Raw genomic sequence first — 18,566 nt, 5'->3', positions numbered from 1 at the left:
CTTATTTCTTTCTTATTCTACTTTCCTAGCCATGACCATGCTCGGATTTTAAACTTGTACACTTGAAATCCCTACCAACATTTATATTTCAATTGCCTAAAACTTTTTAACTGGGATATAGCTTGTTAGGTCTTGGCAGGGTGTGGTAGAATGAAGATATAAAATTAAAAAATGATTATAAGGGGGAGATCAGGTGAAATTTTTCCTAGATACAGCCAATGTGGGTGAAATCAAACGCATCGCCGCTTTGGGCTTGGTAGATGGGGTAACAACTAATCCTAGCATCATCGCGCGTGAGGGACGGCCTTTTGAAGAAGTGATTAAGGAAATCTGCTCCGTTGTTGATGGGCCCGTCAGCGCGGAAGTGGTCAGCTTAGATACAGAAGGCATGGTCAAAGAAGCACGTGAACTGGCTAAGTGGTCAGCCAATGTAGTCGTTAAAATCCCCATGACCGAAGCTGGGCTGGCTGCAGTCCACCAATTAGCAGGAGAAGGCATCAAGACCAATGTAACCCTGGTCTTTACCCTCAGCCAAGCAGTCATGGCTGCCAAGGCTGGAGCTAGCTATGTGAGTCCTTTTGTCGGCCGTTTAGAAGATATTGGGACAGACGCTTATGCCCTGATCTCTGATATTCGGGACATGTTGGATTTCTACGGCTATGATACGGAAATTATTGCAGCTAGCATCCGGACCCTGCCTCACTTTGAAGAAGTCGTTCGACGAGGCGCTCACATCGCTACCATCCCAGGCAAATTATTCCCTAAATTATGGAAACACCCCTTAACCGACTCCGGAATCGAGGGCTTCCTCAAAGACTGGGAAAACTTCTCTAATAAATAAGGGTGTGAGGGAGCGCGGGTAGAAGTGGACCTCTGGAGCAAAAGGGATAAGAACGGCTGCAAGCCGAACGTTCCCTTTTGTGAAGAGGAGCCACTTCTGTGCGACCGAACCCGACTACATAGGGTGTGAGGGAGCGCGGGTAGAAGTGGACCTCTGGAGCAAAAGGGATAAGAACGGCTGCAAGCCGAACGTTCCCTTTTGTGAAGAAGACCTATTTCTGCCAGCATGAACCCGACTATAAGGGGGTGTGAGACTTGGCGGTTAGCTTTTGTTCGCTGGAGCCAGTTAGCAGTCCATCCTGAAAGGCTTATTGCAGCCCTAGTAAAATTGAACAAAATAAAAGAGAATCTACACGTCACTAGTTGCTAGTGGGTAGATTCTCTTTTTTATTCCTTTAGGTCTTGAGCATAGTGAAGCAGCTGAGCCTGTTTATCGGTATCTAGGGATTCATAAATTTCAATGAGTTGGTCGCTAGGACTCTGGTATTTTTCTCGCAAATCTTCTTTTAAGAGTTCGTCGATGCCGACATGGTATATGGCGGCTAGCTCTTCGACGACATCCAGGGAAGGGGCGTACTTACCGTTTTCCCAGTCAGAAATTGTTGAATTTGTTTTGCGGTTGAGCTTTTTGGCGATGTCCTTTTGGTAATAATTATTTTTTTCGCGTAAAAATTTTAAATTTTCTGCCAACATAGGCAAGCCTCCTTAGTATTTATATTAATCATAGCATGTTCATATAAATAATGAAACTAAATTCATGAAATTAATTTCGTTTCTATTTATTAGAATTACAGTTCGCTATTTTAGAAATCCAGGCGTATAAATTTGACTTACATATACCCTAACTATATAATTCATATGAGGAGGCTTGCTATGAAAAGAAAATATTTAGGAGATTGGCGCAAGAGTAGGGGAATGACCCAGGAACAATTGGCTCAGGCTGTCCACATTACGACCAGGACCATTGCCAATTATGAGAAAGACCCCAAGAATCTCTACCATGCCTCTTATGCTAATGTATTAAAAATAGCAGAGGTTTTAAATATTCATCCGGACCAATTAGAAATCAAATAAAAAGCAGCAAAGTTTAGCAGATACTTTGCTGCTTTTTGCTTAATTAAAGTTGGGAAGGATGGCTTCATAGACGTCTGAATTTTCCTTTAATTTGAGGGGATAATTGGTTCGGTAGAGTGAGCCTTCTTGGTTCTGCTCCATGTACATGACGAAGTCTCGGGTCTCGTTAATCGGATAGATGGTTAACAATTTAGTGAAGACATCATCCTGGTCAATAATGACATTGCGGATTAAATAATCCTCAGTAAAGGAATAATCAAATTGAAAATATTGGCCGGGCTGGACCCGGTACTCGTACTCTAAGAAAGTGATCAGTTCTTTGGACATGTAAATTTCCTCCTAGCTCTACAGTGACTTTCCTTTATTAATTGTACCTATAAATGTATGCGTTTACAAGTTTTTGTAAATAAATTCACAGTTTGAGTGGATAATATTTTATTATGGGCACTTGTTACTAGCTGGCAAAAGTGAGTTAAAACTACTTTTTAGTAAACTTTAAAAGGTCAGGGGCCGATACCGTATGTTAAAATAGAGGGTACAGACTATATGGAGAGGGAGAGCGATAATGACTATCGATTACGATTCGATTAAAGATGACCTTTACCTAGCAGTTAACGGAGACTGGCTAGCCCAAGCGGAGATTCCTGCTGATAAGCCAGCTACAGGCGGATTTACCAGTTTAAGAGACCAGATGGAAGACCTCTTATTAGAAGAAACCCAAGCCATGCGCGAGGGCAAATTAGCCTTGGACCAGCCAGAATTGGAAGAATTCGTGGCCTATTACAATAAGGCCCTCGACTTCGAGGGGCGCGAAGCCCAAGGGAGTCAGCCCTTAGAAGAAGAAATTGACCAAGTCAAAGCCTTGGAGAGCTTAGCTGACCTGCAAGCCTTTGCAAAAGACTGGTCCCTTAAGAATAATGACTTGCCCTTTGCGATCAGCGTGGAAGCGGATATGAAGGATACCGACCACTATACCCTCTACCTGGATACCCCAGGCTTGGTCTTGCCAGACACGACCTATTATGAAGAAGGAAACGAAGCGGGCCAAAGCTTACTAGCTGTCTATGCCAAGCAGTCCGAGGAATTATTGAGCTATTGTGGGATTGATCAAGCGGAACAAGTCACCGCTCATGCCTTGGCCTTTGACCGGTCCTTGGTCCAGTATATGAAGAGCAATGAAGAATTAGCGGACTATCCCAAGCTCTATAACCCACGGTCGATGGACCAGGTGCAAGCTTACTCGGCTAGCTTTGATTTTAAAGCTTACTTTGAAGCCCTCTTAGGTCAAGTGCCGGACCAGGTGATTGTGACCCAGCCGGTTTTCTTTGAGCATTTTGATGAGCTTGTTAATGCCGATTCCTTCGACCAAATGAAAGCTTGGCTCCTCGTCCAAGTGGTCAATGCAGCGTCGAATTGCCTCAGTGAAGAAATGCGCCAGATCGGCAGCCAGTATAGCCTGGCCCTGTCCGGTAATCCTGAGACCCTATCTAAGGAGAAACAAGCCTTCTACGCTAGCACAGCCATGTTTGACCAAGTCATCGGGCTCTATTACGGCAAGAAACACTTTGGCCCCCAAGCCCGTGAAGATGTCCGCCAGATGGTTGTGGAAATGATTGAAGTTTACAAGAAACGCTTAGAAGCTAACGATTGGTTGAGTCCAGAAACCATTGACAAGGCCATTGTCAAGCTCGACGCCATCGATATCTTGGTCGGCTATCCGGATACCTATCCTGACATCTACAGCAAATTCAAGGTAGACCCTGAGCTCAGCTTCTACGGCAACCTCCAAGCTTTCAGCCGGATAAAGATTGCTGACCGTTTGGGGCGTTATGGCCAAAAGGTTGACCGGACGGAATGGGGGATGTCACCAGCGACGGTCAATGCCTACTATAACCCAAGTTTCAACCATATCTGTTTCCCTGCGGCCATCTTACAGGCGCCTTTCTATGCCATTGACCAGAGCCGGAGCCAGAACTACGGGGGGATTGGAGCCGTGATTGCTCATGAAATTTCCCACGCCTTCGACAACAATGGGGCCCAGTTCGATGAGAAGGGGAATATGACCAATTGGTGGCAAGCAAAAGATTATGAGGTCTTTTCTGCTAAAGCAGAAGAGATGGTCGACCAATTTGACGGCCTGCCTTTTGCTGGGGGCCAAGTGAATGGACGGATGACGGTTTCTGAAAATATTGCCGATGCCGGCGGTCTCCAAGCGGCTCTTGAGGCCTGCCAGCACGAGGAAGATTATGACCTAGAAGCTTTCTTCATTAATTGGGCAAGGATCTGGTGCCAAAAAGCTCGGGACCAATACAAGCAATTGCTGCTCAATATGGACGTCCATGCCCCAAGTCCACTGAGAGCTAATGTTCAAGTCAAGAATATCGATGCCTTCCATACTTGCTTTGGCATCCAGGAGGGCGATCCCATGTACCTAGCCAAAGAAAATCGTGTGGTGATTTGGTAGGTGCTATAAGTATAGAAGATTCTATGCTAAAATAGTTAAGATGAAAGAGGTGCTCAAATCCGCACCCAAAAAGACAAGGAGTTGTGTTATGGATTTAAAACATCATGTTGCCGAAGTGATTTATGAGTCAGTTTCTGACCACTTGGATGTGGATCAGATTGAAGCTGCCCTCGAAACTCCTAAGCATAGTGACCACGGCGATATTGCCTTTCCCTGCTTCCTCTTAGCCAAGGCCTTGCGCAAGGCACCCCAAGCCATTGCTCAAGAACTCGCTGCTGAGATAAATGACCCTGCTTTAGACAAGGTTGAAGCAGTGGGCCCTTACTTGAATTTCTTCCTCAAGCCGGACCAAGTGTCTAAGCAAGTCTTAAAAGAAATTCTCAGCCAGGGTTCAGATTACGGCCAACAGGACTTAGGCCATGGGGGCAATGTCACCATCGATATGTCCAGCCCGAATATTGCAAAACCTATGTCCATGGGCCACCTGCGTTCTACGGTGATTGGGAATGCGATTGGGAATATTTTGGCCAAGGTCGGCTTTAACCCCATTCGGATCAACCACCTGGGTGACTGGGGGACACAGTTCGGGAAATTAATTGTGGCCTATCGCTTATGGGGAACGGAAGAAGAGGTCCGGGCGAATCCGATCCAGGAACTCTTACGCCTCTACGTGAAGTTCCACGAAGAAGCCGAGGAAGATGAGAGCTTAAATGACAAGGGCCGCCAAGCTTTTAAGGCCTTGGAAGAAGGTTCGGAAGAAGAATTGACCCTCTGGCGTTGGTTTAGAAGCGAGTCCCTCAAAGAATTCAACCGCATCTATGCGATGTTAGGCATTGAATTCGATTCTGACAAGGGTGAAGCCTTCTACAATGACAAGATGGACCGAGTGATCGAGCTCCTGGAAGAAAAGGACCTGCTCAAGGTCGATAATGGGGCGACGATTGTTGACTTAGACAAGTATGATTTGATTCCTGCCTTAGTCAAAAAGTCAGATGGAGCGACCCTTTATATGACCCGCGACCTGGCCGCTGCCCTCTATCGTAAGGACCACTATGACTTTGCTCAGTCCCTCTATGTGGTGGGCAATGAGCAGAGTATCCACTTCAAGCAATTGAAGGCGGTCCTCAAAGAAATGGGTTACGACTGGTACGATGACATCCACCATATTCCGTTCGGTCTGGTGACCAAGGATGGGAAGAAGCTATCTACCCGTAAAGGTAAGGTGGTCCTTCTCGAAGAGGTTCTCAATGAAGCTATCCGCCTGGCTGAAGCACAAATCGAAGAAAAGAACCCAGATTTAGCCAATAAAGACCAGGTCGCCCACCAAGTTGGGGTCGGAGCTGTCATCTTCCACGACCTGAAGAATGACCGGATGAATAACTTTGACTTCAAACTCAGTGAAATTGTCCAGTTTGAAGGGGAGACTGGGCCCTATGTCCAATACGCCAATGCTCGGGCGCATTCCATCCTGCGCAAATCAGGTCGCGACCTTGACCTGGCGGCTGACTATACCTTAGAAGATTCAGAAGCCTATACTATTGTTAAGGCCTTGAATGACTTCCCAGAAACCATTGAAAAGGCCTACCGCCACTATGAGCCAAGCGTGATTGCTAAGTATGCGATCAACCTCGCTCAGAACTTTAACCGCTACTATGCTCACAACCGTATCCTTGAAGAGGATGAAGGCTTAGAGTCACGTTTAGCCCTCGTTAAAGCAACGACAATTGTTCTAGAAGCAGCTTTGAACCTGCTCGGTGTCGCTGCACCACATGAAATGTAGGGAAGGGCTAAAAACTTGAGCAATCAATTATCATATTAAAAGAAGCCTTGACCAATCAGTTGGACTGAAAGGGTCAAGGCTTCTTTTTATTTTTCGGGATAGAGTCCGGCTTCGGCTTCTTGGATCATATTTTTAATCGGTAGGACGATGATAAGGAAGAGGAAGCTGGTCTGGATCCAAAAGATCGTCAGGTCTAGGAGACCGTGGAGGAGGACAATGGAAATAAAGGAGCAGATCAGGGCCAAACGAAGACGGAGAGCAGGATGCTTTCTCATGGTATTAATCAAGCTAGCAAAGCGGTAGAAAGGGAGAAAGAGGATGCTGCAGCCGACTATCCCATAGCTGAGCAGGGGATCCAGGTAGATGCTGTGGGAATGGATGGTTGATTTTCCCCCAGGGTACTCGTTCCAGACCTGCAAGTAGGTCAAGGGGCCCTGGCCAAAGAGATAGTTATGGCGGAGCGCTCGCAAGGCTGTCTGCCAGATATGGATCCGGTCCCCCAAGGCCCAAGATAGGGAGTCCATGCGGGGGAAGAGGTCGGTCACCATTAAACCAAGAACGCCAAGCACCATCAGCCCTAAGCTGACCAAGGCCTGTTTGTGGTAGCCGTAAACATAGTAGAAGACGACGATTGATCCGACAACCACCATAAAGCTGGTCCTAGCTCCAGTAAAGAATATAGCGGACAGATTACAGAGGGTAATGAAGGCGAAGGCTAATTTCTTTCGCAATTTCTTGGTTCGCGTCAACTTGTAGAGGCCAATAATGATGAAGAATTCAAGCATCATAGCATAGTAATTCGGATTAAAAAAAGTCGCTTCGACCCGGTCCGCATGCTGCTTGCCCATAGCTTCGGAAATAAAGGTGTAGTCCCATTCCTGGATGAACTGAAAGTGCTCGAGCAGGGCAAAAATAAAAAGAATAAAACTGGCGATAAGGCTGACATTGATCAAGTCTTCCACAAAATAAGGCTTGATGGCATCAAAATAATACTTGAAAAAAATTAAGTAGATAGCAAAGCCAAAAGATATGAGGACACCCAACCAGTTTTGATAGACGAGGGAAATGCTAATATTGTAAGCGATAAATATCCAAAAGGCTGCCATGACCCCACTATTATCCGTAAAGCTGGGGCGGAAAAGCCCGCAGCCCCCTAAAATAATAAAAATAACCGTCATCACGGTGACCGTAATATAGAAGGGGAAGAAGTTGCTAATTAATAAGATCATCAAGAGCAAGGCTTGCAGGTCCCAGGGTAAACGATCGCTTGAGAGGGTCTTCATGCGAATCACCTCCTCCTTTATAACTTATCATTAGTTACTATGATACCACGTTATAGCTAGAGAAGTACAAAGAATTTCTAAAATCAAGACCAGCTTTGCTCGGCCGATCCTCATCCTCTGACAAAGGCAAGTAAGAATGGTAGAATAGGGATATGATATTCGCGATATGGAGGGAAATGAATGGTTGAACAATGGCAGGGTCTGCCAGCAGACCGCTTTGCAAAATATAGAAGTTGGATTAACCGCGAGGAGCCTGGAATTTGTGGGTCCTATGTCACTGCTGCCTTAGTCCATGACCGTGTTCTGGCTGATACAGGACGGGCCTTGGACCCGGGCCGCTTACTCGGGGCCAGCCAAGAGTTAGTCGATGACAAGCACTTACACAAGGGTACCTTTATTTGGAACATTTATTCGGGCTTAGACAGTCTCTTGGGACCCCAAGGCTACCGGGTCAAGGTCGGTCTCTTTTCAGAAGTTAAAGTCCCTGACTTAATGGCTGCAGGCTACGGGCCCTTTGTCGTGGGAACAGCAGGTCTCCTAGGGTCTCCCTATGGTAATCACTGGCTTCTGGCCTACGCCTATCGCTATAATGACCAGGGGGACTTGGAATTTCGCTGCTACGACAACCACGGTCAGTCCCAAGCCGTCCTCCCAGCTAAGTATTGTTTCTCCTACGCTTATTTAGAAAAGCTGCCAGAGACAGCAGATGACCAGTCTGCGAAAGAAGAGAGAAGTCATAAAGATGAAACTATCCGCTTCCATAGCAATGGCTACCGCCAAGAGGCCCTTGAGCAGGCCGAAGCAGAGGAAGGGAAGACCATTTTTGGAAAGTCTCTAAGCGATATTTTGGATCTTTTTATTTAATTTTTTTCGACAACACAAAAACAGAGCTTCCCGTCTTTTGGACAGGAGGCTCTGTTTTTTACTTAAGCCGAGTTAAGAGACTTGGCTTCTTATTTGTGATCTTCTGATTTGGCTGCATAGCCGGATTGACGTAGGAAGAATTTGATAATCTCTACGTAAGGGATGATAGACAGAGCAGCAACAATGATAACTGTCCACATTTGACCGGCATTTGGATCATTAACCAAGTGGATGGTACCGAAGGCATCGTTTAAGCCTGGAACAAAGACGGTAATGATCAGCATGGCAGCAGAAACTAGGATGGCCAAGTTGAAGGCCTTGTTGTTAAATGGATTACTTGAGAAGAGTGACCGGTATACGGACTTACAGTTGAAGGCGTGGGCCAATTGGATAAAGGCCAGGGTTAAGAAGGCCATGGCTTCCGCGTCAACGTGTTCGACCTGCATCCGGTTAATGGCATACCAGTAAACGAAGAGGGTAATCCCACCTTCATAAATCCCTTGGTAGATAATGCCTTCCAAGACCCCACCAGATAAGAGGTTGGTCCGGCGACCGCGTGGGGTGTGTTCCATCACGTCAGGTTCCGCTTCTTCTAGACCTAGGGCGATGGCTGGGAAGGTATCGGTAACCAGGTTAATCCAGAGAATATGGATAGGTTCTAAGATCGTCCAGTTGGCAAAGGTGGCAATGAAGAGGGTCATGACTTCACCTAGGTTAGCTGATAAGAGGTATTGAACCGCTTTTTGGATATTAGCGAAGACTTTACGTCCTTCTTCGACCGCATGGACAATGGTGGCGAAGTTGTCGTCAGCCAGCACCATGTCGGAAGCACCCTTGGAAACTTCTGTACCAGTGATCCCCATACCAATCCCGATGTCGGCTTGTTTGAGGGATGGTGCATCGTTGACCCCGTCACCGGTCATAGCAACAACCTTGTTGTGGGTCTTGGATTGCCAAGCACGAACAATTCTTACCTTATGTTCAGGGGCAACCCGAGCATAAACAGAGTATTGTTCGACTTCTTGTTCTAATTGCTGATCGTCGATGGTATCGAGGTAAGCCCCAGTGGTTACCGCAGATTCATCATGTTCTTCGGTAATGATACCTAAACGTTCTGCAATGGCAGCAGCTGTTGTTTGGTGGTCACCCGTGATCATAACAGTCCGGATACCAGCTGCCTTAGCGGTAGCGATCGCGTCCTTAGCTTCTGGACGTTCAGGGTCGATTTCACCGACCATACCAGCATATACCAAATGACGTTCATGTTCTTCACTGGTATACTCGTCAGCTTCTTCATCGATATACTTGAAAGCCATAGCGAGGACACGCAGGGCTTCAACAGCCATATCGTGGTTAGCTGTTAAGAGTTTGTCACGGTAGGCTTCGGTCATTTCATGGATCTGACCATTTTCATAGTAATAGTCACAGTTGTCAATAATAACGTCAGGCGCACCCTTCGTCATCACAACGAATTGACCTTGAGCCTTGTCTGAGCTTGGATGAACAGTGGTTGACATCTTACGTTCAGAATCGAAAGGAATTTCACCAATCCGAGGTTGGGCTTGGAGAGCTTCATCGAGTTTGAAACCCTTGTCGATCCCGAATTGAACCATGGCGGTCTCGGTTGGGTCCCCAGCCAGGCTCTTGTCGGATGAAACCGTGGTGTCATTCGCCATATTCATGATCTTGAAGACAGGTTCTTCGAAGTCAATGTCTTCACTAGCATCATGGATTTGGCCATTGTAGTAGACCTTTTCGATGGTCATCTTATTTTGGGTCAGGGTACCTGTCTTATCGGAACAAATCACTTCAGTTCCACCCAGGGTTTCAACAGCTGGCAACTTACGCACAAGGGCATTGCGGTCGGCCATCTTTTGTGTCCCCAGGGCGAGGATAATGGTTGAGATGGCTGGCAGCCCTTCAGGAAGGGCAGCAACAGCGATTGAAATCGCGGTTAAGAGCATATCGACCCAGTAGCGGCCTTGAACTAAACCAACCACAAAGATAATAACAGCGATAACAATGATTGCCACGGTAAGGAATTTAGACAACTTATCTTGGTCTTCCTGGAGTGGCGTCTTCTTAGTTTCGGCATTATCCAGCATGGTCGCGATATGGCCGACTTCTGTATTCATTCCAGTCCCAGTAACGATCCCGGCACCGCGTCCATAAGTGACGTTAGTGGAGGAGAAGGCCATATTTTTACGGTCCCCGATAGCTGCTGTGTCGTCCGCCAATTCTAAGTTCTTGGTAACAGGTACAGATTCCCCGGTAAGGGCCGCTTCTTCAATCTGCAAAGAATTGCTTTCGATCAAGCGCATATCGGCTGGCACAACATTCCCAGCTTCTAGTAAAACAACGTCGCCAGGCACAATTTCGCGTGAATCAATGGCACGAATCTCACCGTCACGGCGGACATTGGCTTGGGGCGAAGACATTTCTTTCAATGAATTAATGGCGTCTTCAGCCTTGTTCTCTTGGATAACCCCAAGAATGGCATTAATAATAACAACGGCAAGAATAATGATCGCGTCGACCATCCCCTCATAGCCTTCCAGGATAACGGAAAGCACAGCTGCAATAAGCAGGATAATGATCATGAGGTCCTTGAACTGATCAATAAACTTTTGGAAAGTAGACTTACTTTCACCTTCTTGGATCTCGTTGGGGCCGTATTGGTCCAGGCGTTCTTTGGCTTGGGCATTGGTCAAGCCTGTCGTTGACGTTTGGAATTCATCTTCAACGGCAGGAACATCCATGGTGAAATACTTCTTCCCTGACTCTTGTTGGTCCAATTATAAACACTCCTTCTTCGCTCAACTGAGCAGTTTATTATATAATAGTGTAAAAAAAGACTCATACTACTGTCGTCCCCCAGTAGCATAAGTCTCACCAAATTAAGGTAATACCAGCAATACAATTGACTGCGCCTGTTGATATTACCGCAGACATGCTGCAGGTTACTCCCTTATGATTTGTACACTAATATGTATAGTTAGTATAGAGGATAAAAGACGAAAATGCAATTTATAACTCGAATTCTTGTTAATTATTTTAAGGTGTGCAAGCGAGAGAAGAATGCTATAATGGAGCAGCATAGAGAAGGTTGAATTAGACGGGGCGTAAGCCCTGTCTTTATTTAGGAAGGTAAGCAGTATGATAATTAATACTAAAGAAATTGAATATCTTTTATTCGATAGTGATTTTTCAATTTATGAGATTTGTGTAGAGTGCGAAATACCATCACGTTCTTCTCTTAATAATGCACGAAATAGAAAGAGAATTGATAATCTAACGCTAGCTAAGTTGACAAAGCTTCAAAATTTTTATAATAAGAATGTAACTCGATAAAATATCTATCAATTTTACTATATCTAGAATCAGTAGGATAGAGAATAAAAGCATTGCATTAATAGCGTGCAAGTAAAATTAGATTTACTTATATTTCGCGTGTTATAATAAAAAATTATAAGGGAATTTTTAAAGGAAGTTAGGTGTCAAATATTCATGAATGAAGATTATTTGAAGTTAGTGCATCAAGAGATGCCGACTTATTCGAAGAAACAAATCCAAAGTGTCCTCAGCTTGTTGGAGGAGGGCAATACGGTTCCTTTTATCGCCCGCTACCGGAAGGAACAGACGGGATCCCTCGATGAAGTGGAAATTCGTAAGATCCAAAAAACTTATGATTATATTGAAAATCTGGAGAAACGCCGGGAAACGATTCTCGACACCATTGAAGCTGCAGGTAAGCTGGAACCCAAGCTAAAAAAAGAAATCCTAAAGGCAGATAAGCTCCAAGAATTAGAAGACCTCTATGAACCCTACAAACCCAAGCGCCGGACCAAGGCAACGATTGCCAAAGACCAGGGCTTGGAAGGCTTGGCTGAATGGCTCTATGCCAGTCCTAAAACGGGAGATCCTAAAGAGGAAGCGGCCAAGTATGTCACTGAAGAAGTCCCTAGTCTAGAAGAAGCCTTAGCTGGAGCCCATGAAATCCTCTGTGAATGGATCAGCGAAACGGCTCGCTACCGGCAATGGCTGCGCCGCTATGTCAAAGAAGAGGGGCGCCTAGTGAGTGAGAAGGCCAAGGGAGCGGAAGATAATAAGCAGGTCTACAAGGTCTACTATGACTTCTCCCAAGCTCTCGGTAAGCTCAAACCCTACCAAGTTCTGGCCTTGAACCGCGGCGAGAAAGAAAAAATCCTGCGCTTGAACTTTGAGTTTGATGAATTTCCAGTCTTAGAGTACTTAGTTAACCAGGTGATCGATGGGCACCCTGTCAGCTTGAAGGAGCTCCAGGCAGCGATCCAGGACGCCATGCAGCGCTTCCTCCTGCCGGCAGTGGAAAGGGAAATCCGCTCCGAATTGACCGAGGAGGCTGAAGCCCACGCCATTGAAACCTTCTCTGATAACCTCTACCACTTGCTCATGCAGGCTCCGCTCAAGGGCCGGGTTGTTTTAGGCCTCGATCCCGCCTTCCGGACCGGCTGTAAGTTAGCAGTCGTGGATGAAACGGGGAAATTCCTCGATAAGGCAATTATCTATCCAACCCACCCAGTCAATAAAGTCGAAGAAGCTGCTAAAATTTTCGGCCAACTGGTTGAAAAATATGGGGTAGAAATGGTGGCCATTGGGAATGGGACTGCGAGTCGAGAATCGGAGCAATTCGTGGCCGACCAAATCCAAAATCGTTTCCCAAATCTCAAATATATGATTGTTAATGAGAGCGGGGCTTCGGTCTATTCCGCCAGTAAAGTGGCCCGGGCGGAGTTCCCAGACTTTAATGTCGAAGAACGGTCTGCCGTCAGCATTGCCCGCCGCCTCCAAGACCCGCTGGCAGAATTGGTGAAGATTGACCCGAAATCCATTGGGGTCGGCCAATACCAACACGACGTCTCCCAAAAAGAACTCTCCGACTCTCTTGACTTTACCGTCGAAACCGTGGTGAACCGGGTAGGGGTGAACTTGAATACGGCGAGTCCTTCCTTGCTGGTCCATGTGTCAGGCGTCAACAAGTCGGTGGCCAAGAATATTGTGGCCTATCGCAATGACAATGGGCTCTTTAAGAACCGTAAAGAACTCAAGGATGTTTCCCGCTTAGGTCCTAAAGCCTTCGAACAATGTGCCGGCTTCTTGCGTATCCTCAACGGGGAAGAAGTCCTCGATGCGACGGCTATCCACCCGGAAAGTTACAAACTCACTAATAAAATTCTAGCTGACCAGGGCATTGGCCTGGCCGACATCCATGAAGATGCTGTCCGCCAGCAGATTAAACACTGGAATATTTCACGTCTTGCGGCTGATTACCAGATAGGGGAAGAGAGCCTCACGGACATCCAAGATTCCCTCCTGGCACCTGGTCGCGACCCGCGGGATGACTTGGATGCGCCAATCTTGCGCTCAGATGTCTTGAAACTGAGTGACCTCAAAGAAGGCATGGCCTTACAAGGAACCGTCCGCAATGTGGTCGATTTTGGGGCCTTTGTCGACGTTGGGGTCAAGCAGGACGGCCTGGTCCATATCTCCAAGCTCAGCAAGAAATTTGTGAAACACCCAAGTGATGTCGTGGCTGTGGGTGAAATTGTCAATGTTTGGGTGGAATCGGTGGATACCCAAACAGGCCGGATTGGACTGACGATGATTGAAAACTAAAAAGACTTATTCAGATGCTGCCTTACAGGCTCTAGTGGAGAAGGTGTCTCTTGAAGACTTCGGACGCCCTTTTTGCCACCAGGCGGTATGGAACCGGCGCTTGCGGACAACCGGCGGGCGCTTCCATTCCCCGTCCTGTAAGTTAGATTTTAATCCTAGAATTCTTGACCGTTATGACCAAGACCTGCTCGTTAAAGTGATCCGCCATGAGCTTTGCCACTACCACCTTTACCGACAAGGAAGTGGTTACCGGCATGGCAACTCGCAATTCAAGGAGCTTTTAGAAGCAGTTGGGGGGATTGACTATGTGCCCGACTTGCTTGATCCCTCCGAGCGAAAGCTCTATTACTACCGCTGTCAATGCTGCCATGAACTTTATGAGCGCGAGCGCCGCATCAACCCTCGCGCCATGTGTGGCGACTGCTTAGGGGTCTTAGTACAAGTCGAGGGGCCTGAAGATGGCCTTGGTGACAGTTAAGGGCTAGCCTTTTCTCACACCCTTACATTAAAATGAAAGGAGTCTGCCGTGATTAAAAGATGTCAAAATTGTGACTGCCAGCTTGCAGAGGATGACCTAGTTTGTCCTAAGTGTGGACAGGTTATCCAGACTGAGCAAGATTTCTACCTGCAAGAAGCGGACAGTAAGACTGAAGAAGAAACAGATAAGAAGGCCAAAAAAATGAGCCGGAAAAGACGGGCTGACCAGGAGAAGTGGACCGCCTATGCCAAAGACTTCTCCCGTTGCTTCTTGGCCTTTTTGAAGAATCCGATTAAGAATATCCAAAATCCTAGTTATATCAATTCCTACTATGGGGTGGCTATGCTGGTGATCCTCACCCTGACCAATACGGTGACCCTAACAGCCATGGCGAATTTTGCTTTCTCTAATTATGCCTGGCTATCCAGCATCTCGATCTTACCCAACATTGATTATTACTTTAATCCTTGGTTGTTCTTTATCCAGGCCTTGGTGTACTTCTTTGTGATGTTCTGGTTAATCGCCGCGATTAGTCAGGCCACCATGCGCTTGATTTTTAAGCTGGACCAGAGCAACTTGGAATGGGTGACGCGCTTTATGGGCATGAATAGTCTGACCGTGGTCCTTGCCATTTTGGCCATGCTCTGTAGTTTAATCGCGCCCTTGCTCTTCTCCATCCTGGTTCTCTTCTTAATGCTCTTGGAGTTCATCGTCTTCCTGATTTCGATCCCGCTCCTCTATTACCTCTATGAGTCGCGGGTATCCTGGATCAACCGCTACTATGCAGCATTAATCGCTATTGCTTGCTTTGTCTTGCTTAATATTTTCTTAGTGAACATTATTTTCTAAAAAAATTAGGAAAAACGGTTGACAGCTTAACCGATATGCGGTAAGATATATCTTGTGTTAAGCAACGCGGGTATGGCGGAATAGGCAGACGCGCTACCTTGAGGGGGTAGTGGGAGTAACTCCCGTGCAGGTTCAAGTCCTGTTACCCGCATTCATAAAAAGCTCAAGAAGCTTACTGAATGTGAGAAAAGGCTAGAAAGTATTGTAGAAGTAATGCTTTCTAGCCTTTTTCTATTTTTAAAAAAATTTGAGCTTTCAGGAGAAGTGCAAAGAATTAAAAATATTTTTGCATGCATTTTGCACCCGAAATCGTTTGCGCTTGCCCGAAATGCTTGCCACAAAGGAGGGCCTTTTTAACAATCAAGCAGGCAAATATCCTCACTTCATGATAGAATGAACTTATGACCTGTCATGAAAGGAGGGGCTGGCTGTCTGGGCCTGATGATGTTAACAAGGAATCTGATCTTAGCCAGTTTGTGGCTGCTATTGTTTACTTTGAGAAAAGTTTTGAGTCGGTTTTTAGGGAAGAAAGCTTGCTAGGATAAGTTTTTCATTCTGAAAAAGAGAAAGCTATCAGTGTGCTGGGCTATGTGCTTTAAAGAATTTCTTTGATAAACTTATCATTTTTTTATCATATTTCTTTAAAAAAGGATGAAAGTTAGGTAGAATAGACATAAGGAAAGGTGATGATTGAATGCCAGTAGTGGATCATACATGTGTACGCGTTAAAAATTTAGAAGCGTCCATTACGTTTTACCAAGATGCCTTTGGTTTTGAAGAGGTGGAGCGTCGGGATTTCCCAGATAATGAATTTACGCTTTGCTATCTTTCTTTACCAGGCCAAGACTATAAATTAGAGTTAACTTATAACTATGACCATGAAGCCTATGATTTAGGGAATGGTTATGGGCATATTGCGATTGTAACCGCAGATGCCGAAGGACTCCACCAAGCTCATAAGGAAGCGGGTTATCCTGTAACAGACTATGTCGGCTTACCTGGGACAGAGCCATTCTACTACTTTGTGACTGACCCAGATGGCTACAAGATTGAAGTTATTGACGAAGAGGCTTGGAAATAACTTGCCTTTTTAGTGGAAACTGTGCTATACTTATCTCGCGATGAGCTGAGTACACTTAACTGTGTATTGAGAATATAGAGAGCACACGTTGCTTAGCAACACTACAGGAAGTAGGTGCTCGGATAAAGTTGCTGTGAACAGCTTTATCCCTTGTCTAGGAGAAAGCGAGAACAATTAACTTTGTTCTCGCTTTTTTTTAGAAATAAATGCAAGCGTTTTTATAAAAAGGGAGGAGGGGGAATATGCCGCAATTGACCAAAGACCAACTGTCAACAGAAATGTATTATTTCAATTTAGGCAATCATTTTTCCGCTTATCATTTTCTAGGTGCCAAGCCTTGCCGCGATGAATCCGGCCAAGAGGGTTATCGTTTTACAGTCTGGGCTCCCCGGGCTAAGACCGTTGCAATTATTGGAAGCTTTAACCAGTGGCAGGAAGAGGCCCTTGAAGCAGTGGGGGAGACTGGGGCTTGGACCATCTTTAAGGCTGGGGCTAAGGAATGGGACCTCTATAAATTTGTGATCACGGACCAAGCAGGGCGTAAAAAGGAAAAGCAAGACCCCTTCGCCTTTGCCAGTGAGGTCCCACCCAAGACAGCTTCGGTGATCCAGAACTTGCCCCAGTATGACTGGCAGGATGCCGAGTGGCTGGCCGAGCGTCGGAAAGCTAAGCGCTATGACCGGCCATTAAACATCTACGAGGTCCATATGTCCTCCTGGCGCCGTCATCCGGATGGGTCGGCTTATAGCTTCGATGACTTGAGGAAGGAACTTATTCCTTATGTCAAAGAAATGGGCTATACCCATATCGAATTCATGCCTTTGATGGAGCACCCTTTGGAGGCTTCATGGGGCTATCAGATTTCGGGCTATTTTTCGATCGCAGGTCGCTTCGGCCACGACTTTGAACCCCTAATGCGTTTTGTGGATGCCTGCCACCAGGCGGGGATTGGGGTCTTGGTGGATTGGGTGCCCGGCCACTTTGTCCGCAATGATGATGCTCTGGCCTATTACGACGGGACCCCGTGCTTTGAATTTCAAGATTCCCAGCGTGCGGTTAATAACCGCTGGGGGACCTATAATTTTGACCTAGGCAAGAGCCAAGTCCACAGCTTCTTGATTTCGAATGCTGTTTTTTGGCTGGAGGAATTCCATGTCGATGGCTTGAGGGTGGATGCCGTTTCTAATATGCTCTACTTGGACTATGATATTGGGGACTGGCAGCCTAACCGCTATGGCAATAATGTTAACTTGGAGGGGGTAGACTTCCTCCGCCGTTTGAACCAGGAGATCTTCTTGCGGGATGACTCCTATCTCATGATTGCGGAAGAATCCACGGCTTGGGATGGGGTGACCCGCCCCACTTCCGAGGGGGGCTTGGGCTTTAACTTCAAATGGAACATGGGTTGGATGAATGATACCTTGAATTTCTTTAGCTTGGACCCCATCTATCGGTCTCACAACTATAGGTTAGTGAACTTTACCTTCATGTATATGTTCCATGAGAACTTCATCTTGCCCTTCTCCCACGACGAAGTGGTCCACGGCAAGGAGTCCCTCTTAGGGCGGATGCCGGGGCAAACGCGTTATGATGAGTTCTCAAACTTGCGAACACTAGAGGGTTACCGGATGTGCTATCCAGGTAAGAAATTATCCTTCATGGGCAATGAAATTGGCCAATTCTTAGAGTGGCGCTTCTACAGCCAGCTGGAATGGGAGGACCTGGACCGGCCCTATAACCGGGAATACCAGCACTACATCCAGTTCTTGAACCAGCTCTACCAAGACCAAGCAGCCCTCCACCAATTGGACCTGAGCCCAGAAGGTATCCGTTTCCTGGAAGCGGATGATGACCAAGAAACTACGGCGGCCTTTATCCGAAAGAGCCAAGATCCAGAAGATTTTATTGTGTGTGCTTATAACTTTACCCCCGTGGAACGTCAGAATTACCGCTTGGGGGTACCGTATCCAGGAACTTATCGTGTCCTCTTGAACAGTGAAATGCAGGAATTTGGAGGCAATTGGGAATACCAGCAGGAAACTTATACGGCAGAGCAAGTGCCCCACCAAGGCTTTGATTATTCGCTATCTGTCGTATTGCCCTCCCTGTCGACCTTCCTATTGAAGCCCGATCAGCTTTTGACGGAGAGGCCAGAACCATTAAAGAAAGAAGATTTAGTTTAAGGAGGGGAAAGAGAG

At 46.4% G+C, this 18,566-nt stretch carries 14 protein-coding genes and 1 tRNA gene; 11 read left to right on the top strand and 4 right to left on the bottom strand.

Annotated elements, in window-relative coordinates; genetic code table 11:
• The first annotated feature begins 193 nt into the window (after positions 1-193).
• A complete protein-coding gene (gene fsa / locus QP860_RS00835; RefSeq protein WP_070620403.1) occupies positions 194-841 on the top strand; it encodes a fructose-6-phosphate aldolase in 648 nt (215 codons plus the stop codon).
• 386 nt (positions 842-1,227) lie between these two features.
• On the opposite strand, the gene QP860_RS00830 is transcribed toward fsa, so the two are convergent.
• A complete protein-coding gene (locus QP860_RS00830; protein WP_070617297.1) occupies positions 1,228-1,533 on the bottom strand; it encodes a helix-turn-helix transcriptional regulator in 306 nt (101 codons plus the stop codon).
• Between the two features lie 180 nt (positions 1,534-1,713).
• Here QP860_RS00830 and QP860_RS00825 point away from each other — a divergent pair, with 180 nt between their 5' ends.
• Positions 1,714-1,914: a helix-turn-helix domain-containing protein gene (locus QP860_RS00825; protein WP_070617299.1), complete on the top strand. Its 201-nt coding sequence runs from the start codon at positions 1,714-1,716 to the stop codon at positions 1,912-1,914.
• 39 nt (positions 1,915-1,953) lie between these two features.
• Here the strand turns inward: QP860_RS00825 and QP860_RS00820 are convergent, their stop codons facing one another.
• Positions 1,954-2,241 carry a hypothetical protein gene (locus QP860_RS00820; RefSeq protein ID WP_070486541.1) on the bottom strand — a complete coding sequence of 96 codons (288 nt, stop codon included), beginning with the start codon at positions 2,239-2,241 and terminating at the stop codon, positions 1,954-1,956.
• Positions 2,242-2,479: 238 nt separating this feature from the next.
• Between QP860_RS00820 and QP860_RS00815 the strand changes: the two genes are divergently transcribed.
• On the top strand, positions 2,480-4,378 hold the full coding sequence (locus QP860_RS00815) for a M13 family metallopeptidase (protein ID WP_070617301.1): 1,899 nt from the start codon (positions 2,480-2,482) through the stop codon (positions 4,376-4,378).
• A gap of 88 nt (positions 4,379-4,466) precedes the next feature.
• Entirely contained in the window at positions 4,467-6,158 is a 1,692-nt protein-coding gene (argS, locus tag QP860_RS00810; protein ID WP_070617303.1) for an arginine--tRNA ligase, read from the top strand.
• Between the two features lie 86 nt (positions 6,159-6,244).
• On the opposite strand, the gene QP860_RS00805 is transcribed toward argS, so the two are convergent.
• On the bottom strand, positions 6,245-7,441 hold the full coding sequence (locus QP860_RS00805; protein ID WP_070617305.1) for an O-antigen ligase family protein: 1,197 nt from the start codon (positions 7,439-7,441) through the stop codon (positions 6,245-6,247).
• Positions 7,442-7,621: 180 nt separating this feature from the next.
• On the opposite strand from QP860_RS00805, the gene QP860_RS00800 reads away from it, so the two are divergent.
• The gene (locus QP860_RS00800; RefSeq protein ID WP_070617307.1) at positions 7,622-8,305 is read left to right on the top strand and encodes a hypothetical protein; all 684 of its coding nucleotides are present in this window, start codon (positions 7,622-7,624) and stop codon (positions 8,303-8,305) included.
• An 89-nt stretch (positions 8,306-8,394) separates the two neighbouring features.
• Here QP860_RS00800 and QP860_RS00795 read toward each other — a convergent pair whose 3' ends face one another.
• Positions 8,395-11,064 (bottom strand): cation-translocating P-type ATPase, encoded by a 2,670-nt coding sequence (locus QP860_RS00795; RefSeq protein ID WP_284912048.1) that lies wholly within the window; start codon positions 11,062-11,064, stop codon positions 8,395-8,397.
• Positions 11,065-11,812: 748 nt separating this feature from the next.
• Here QP860_RS00795 and QP860_RS00790 point away from each other — a divergent pair.
• The 6 genes from QP860_RS00790 to glgB all read left to right on the top strand — a co-directional run bounded on the left by QP860_RS00790 (position 11,813) and on the right by glgB (position 18,551).
• Complete coding sequence (locus tag QP860_RS00790) at positions 11,813-13,960, top strand: Tex family protein (protein ID WP_284912039.1); 2,148 nt, start codon at positions 11,813-11,815, stop codon at positions 13,958-13,960.
• The gene (locus QP860_RS00785) at positions 13,950-14,438 is read left to right on the top strand and encodes a SprT family protein (protein ID WP_284912038.1); all 489 of its coding nucleotides are present in this window, start codon (positions 13,950-13,952) and stop codon (positions 14,436-14,438) included. Before QP860_RS00790 ends, QP860_RS00785 begins: the two co-directional genes overlap by 11 nt.
• 48 nt (positions 14,439-14,486) lie before the next feature.
• Positions 14,487-15,287, top strand: a complete 801-nt coding sequence (locus QP860_RS00780) for a hypothetical protein (protein WP_284912037.1) — start codon at positions 14,487-14,489, stop codon at positions 15,285-15,287.
• 66 nt (positions 15,288-15,353) lie between these two features.
• Positions 15,354-15,438, top strand: a tRNA-Leu gene (locus QP860_RS00775).
• Between the two features lie 543 nt (positions 15,439-15,981).
• Positions 15,982-16,368, top strand: coding sequence for a lactoylglutathione lyase (gloA, locus tag QP860_RS00770; protein WP_067971571.1), 387 nt, complete (start codon positions 15,982-15,984; stop codon positions 16,366-16,368).
• A gap of 242 nt (positions 16,369-16,610) precedes the next feature.
• Positions 16,611-18,551 carry a 1,4-alpha-glucan branching protein GlgB gene (gene glgB / locus QP860_RS00765; RefSeq protein ID WP_284912036.1) on the top strand — a complete coding sequence of 647 codons (1,941 nt, stop codon included), beginning with the start codon at positions 16,611-16,613 and terminating at the stop codon, positions 18,549-18,551.
• The last annotated feature ends 15 nt before the right edge of the window (positions 18,552-18,566 follow it).

This window comes from Aerococcus sp. UMB1112A (assembly GCF_030230715.1).
Lineage (GTDB): Bacteria > Bacillota > Bacilli > Lactobacillales > Aerococcaceae > Aerococcus.
The sequence above is the reverse complement of the archived record's forward strand: the minus strand, read 5'-3'. Positions and strand labels throughout refer to the sequence as shown.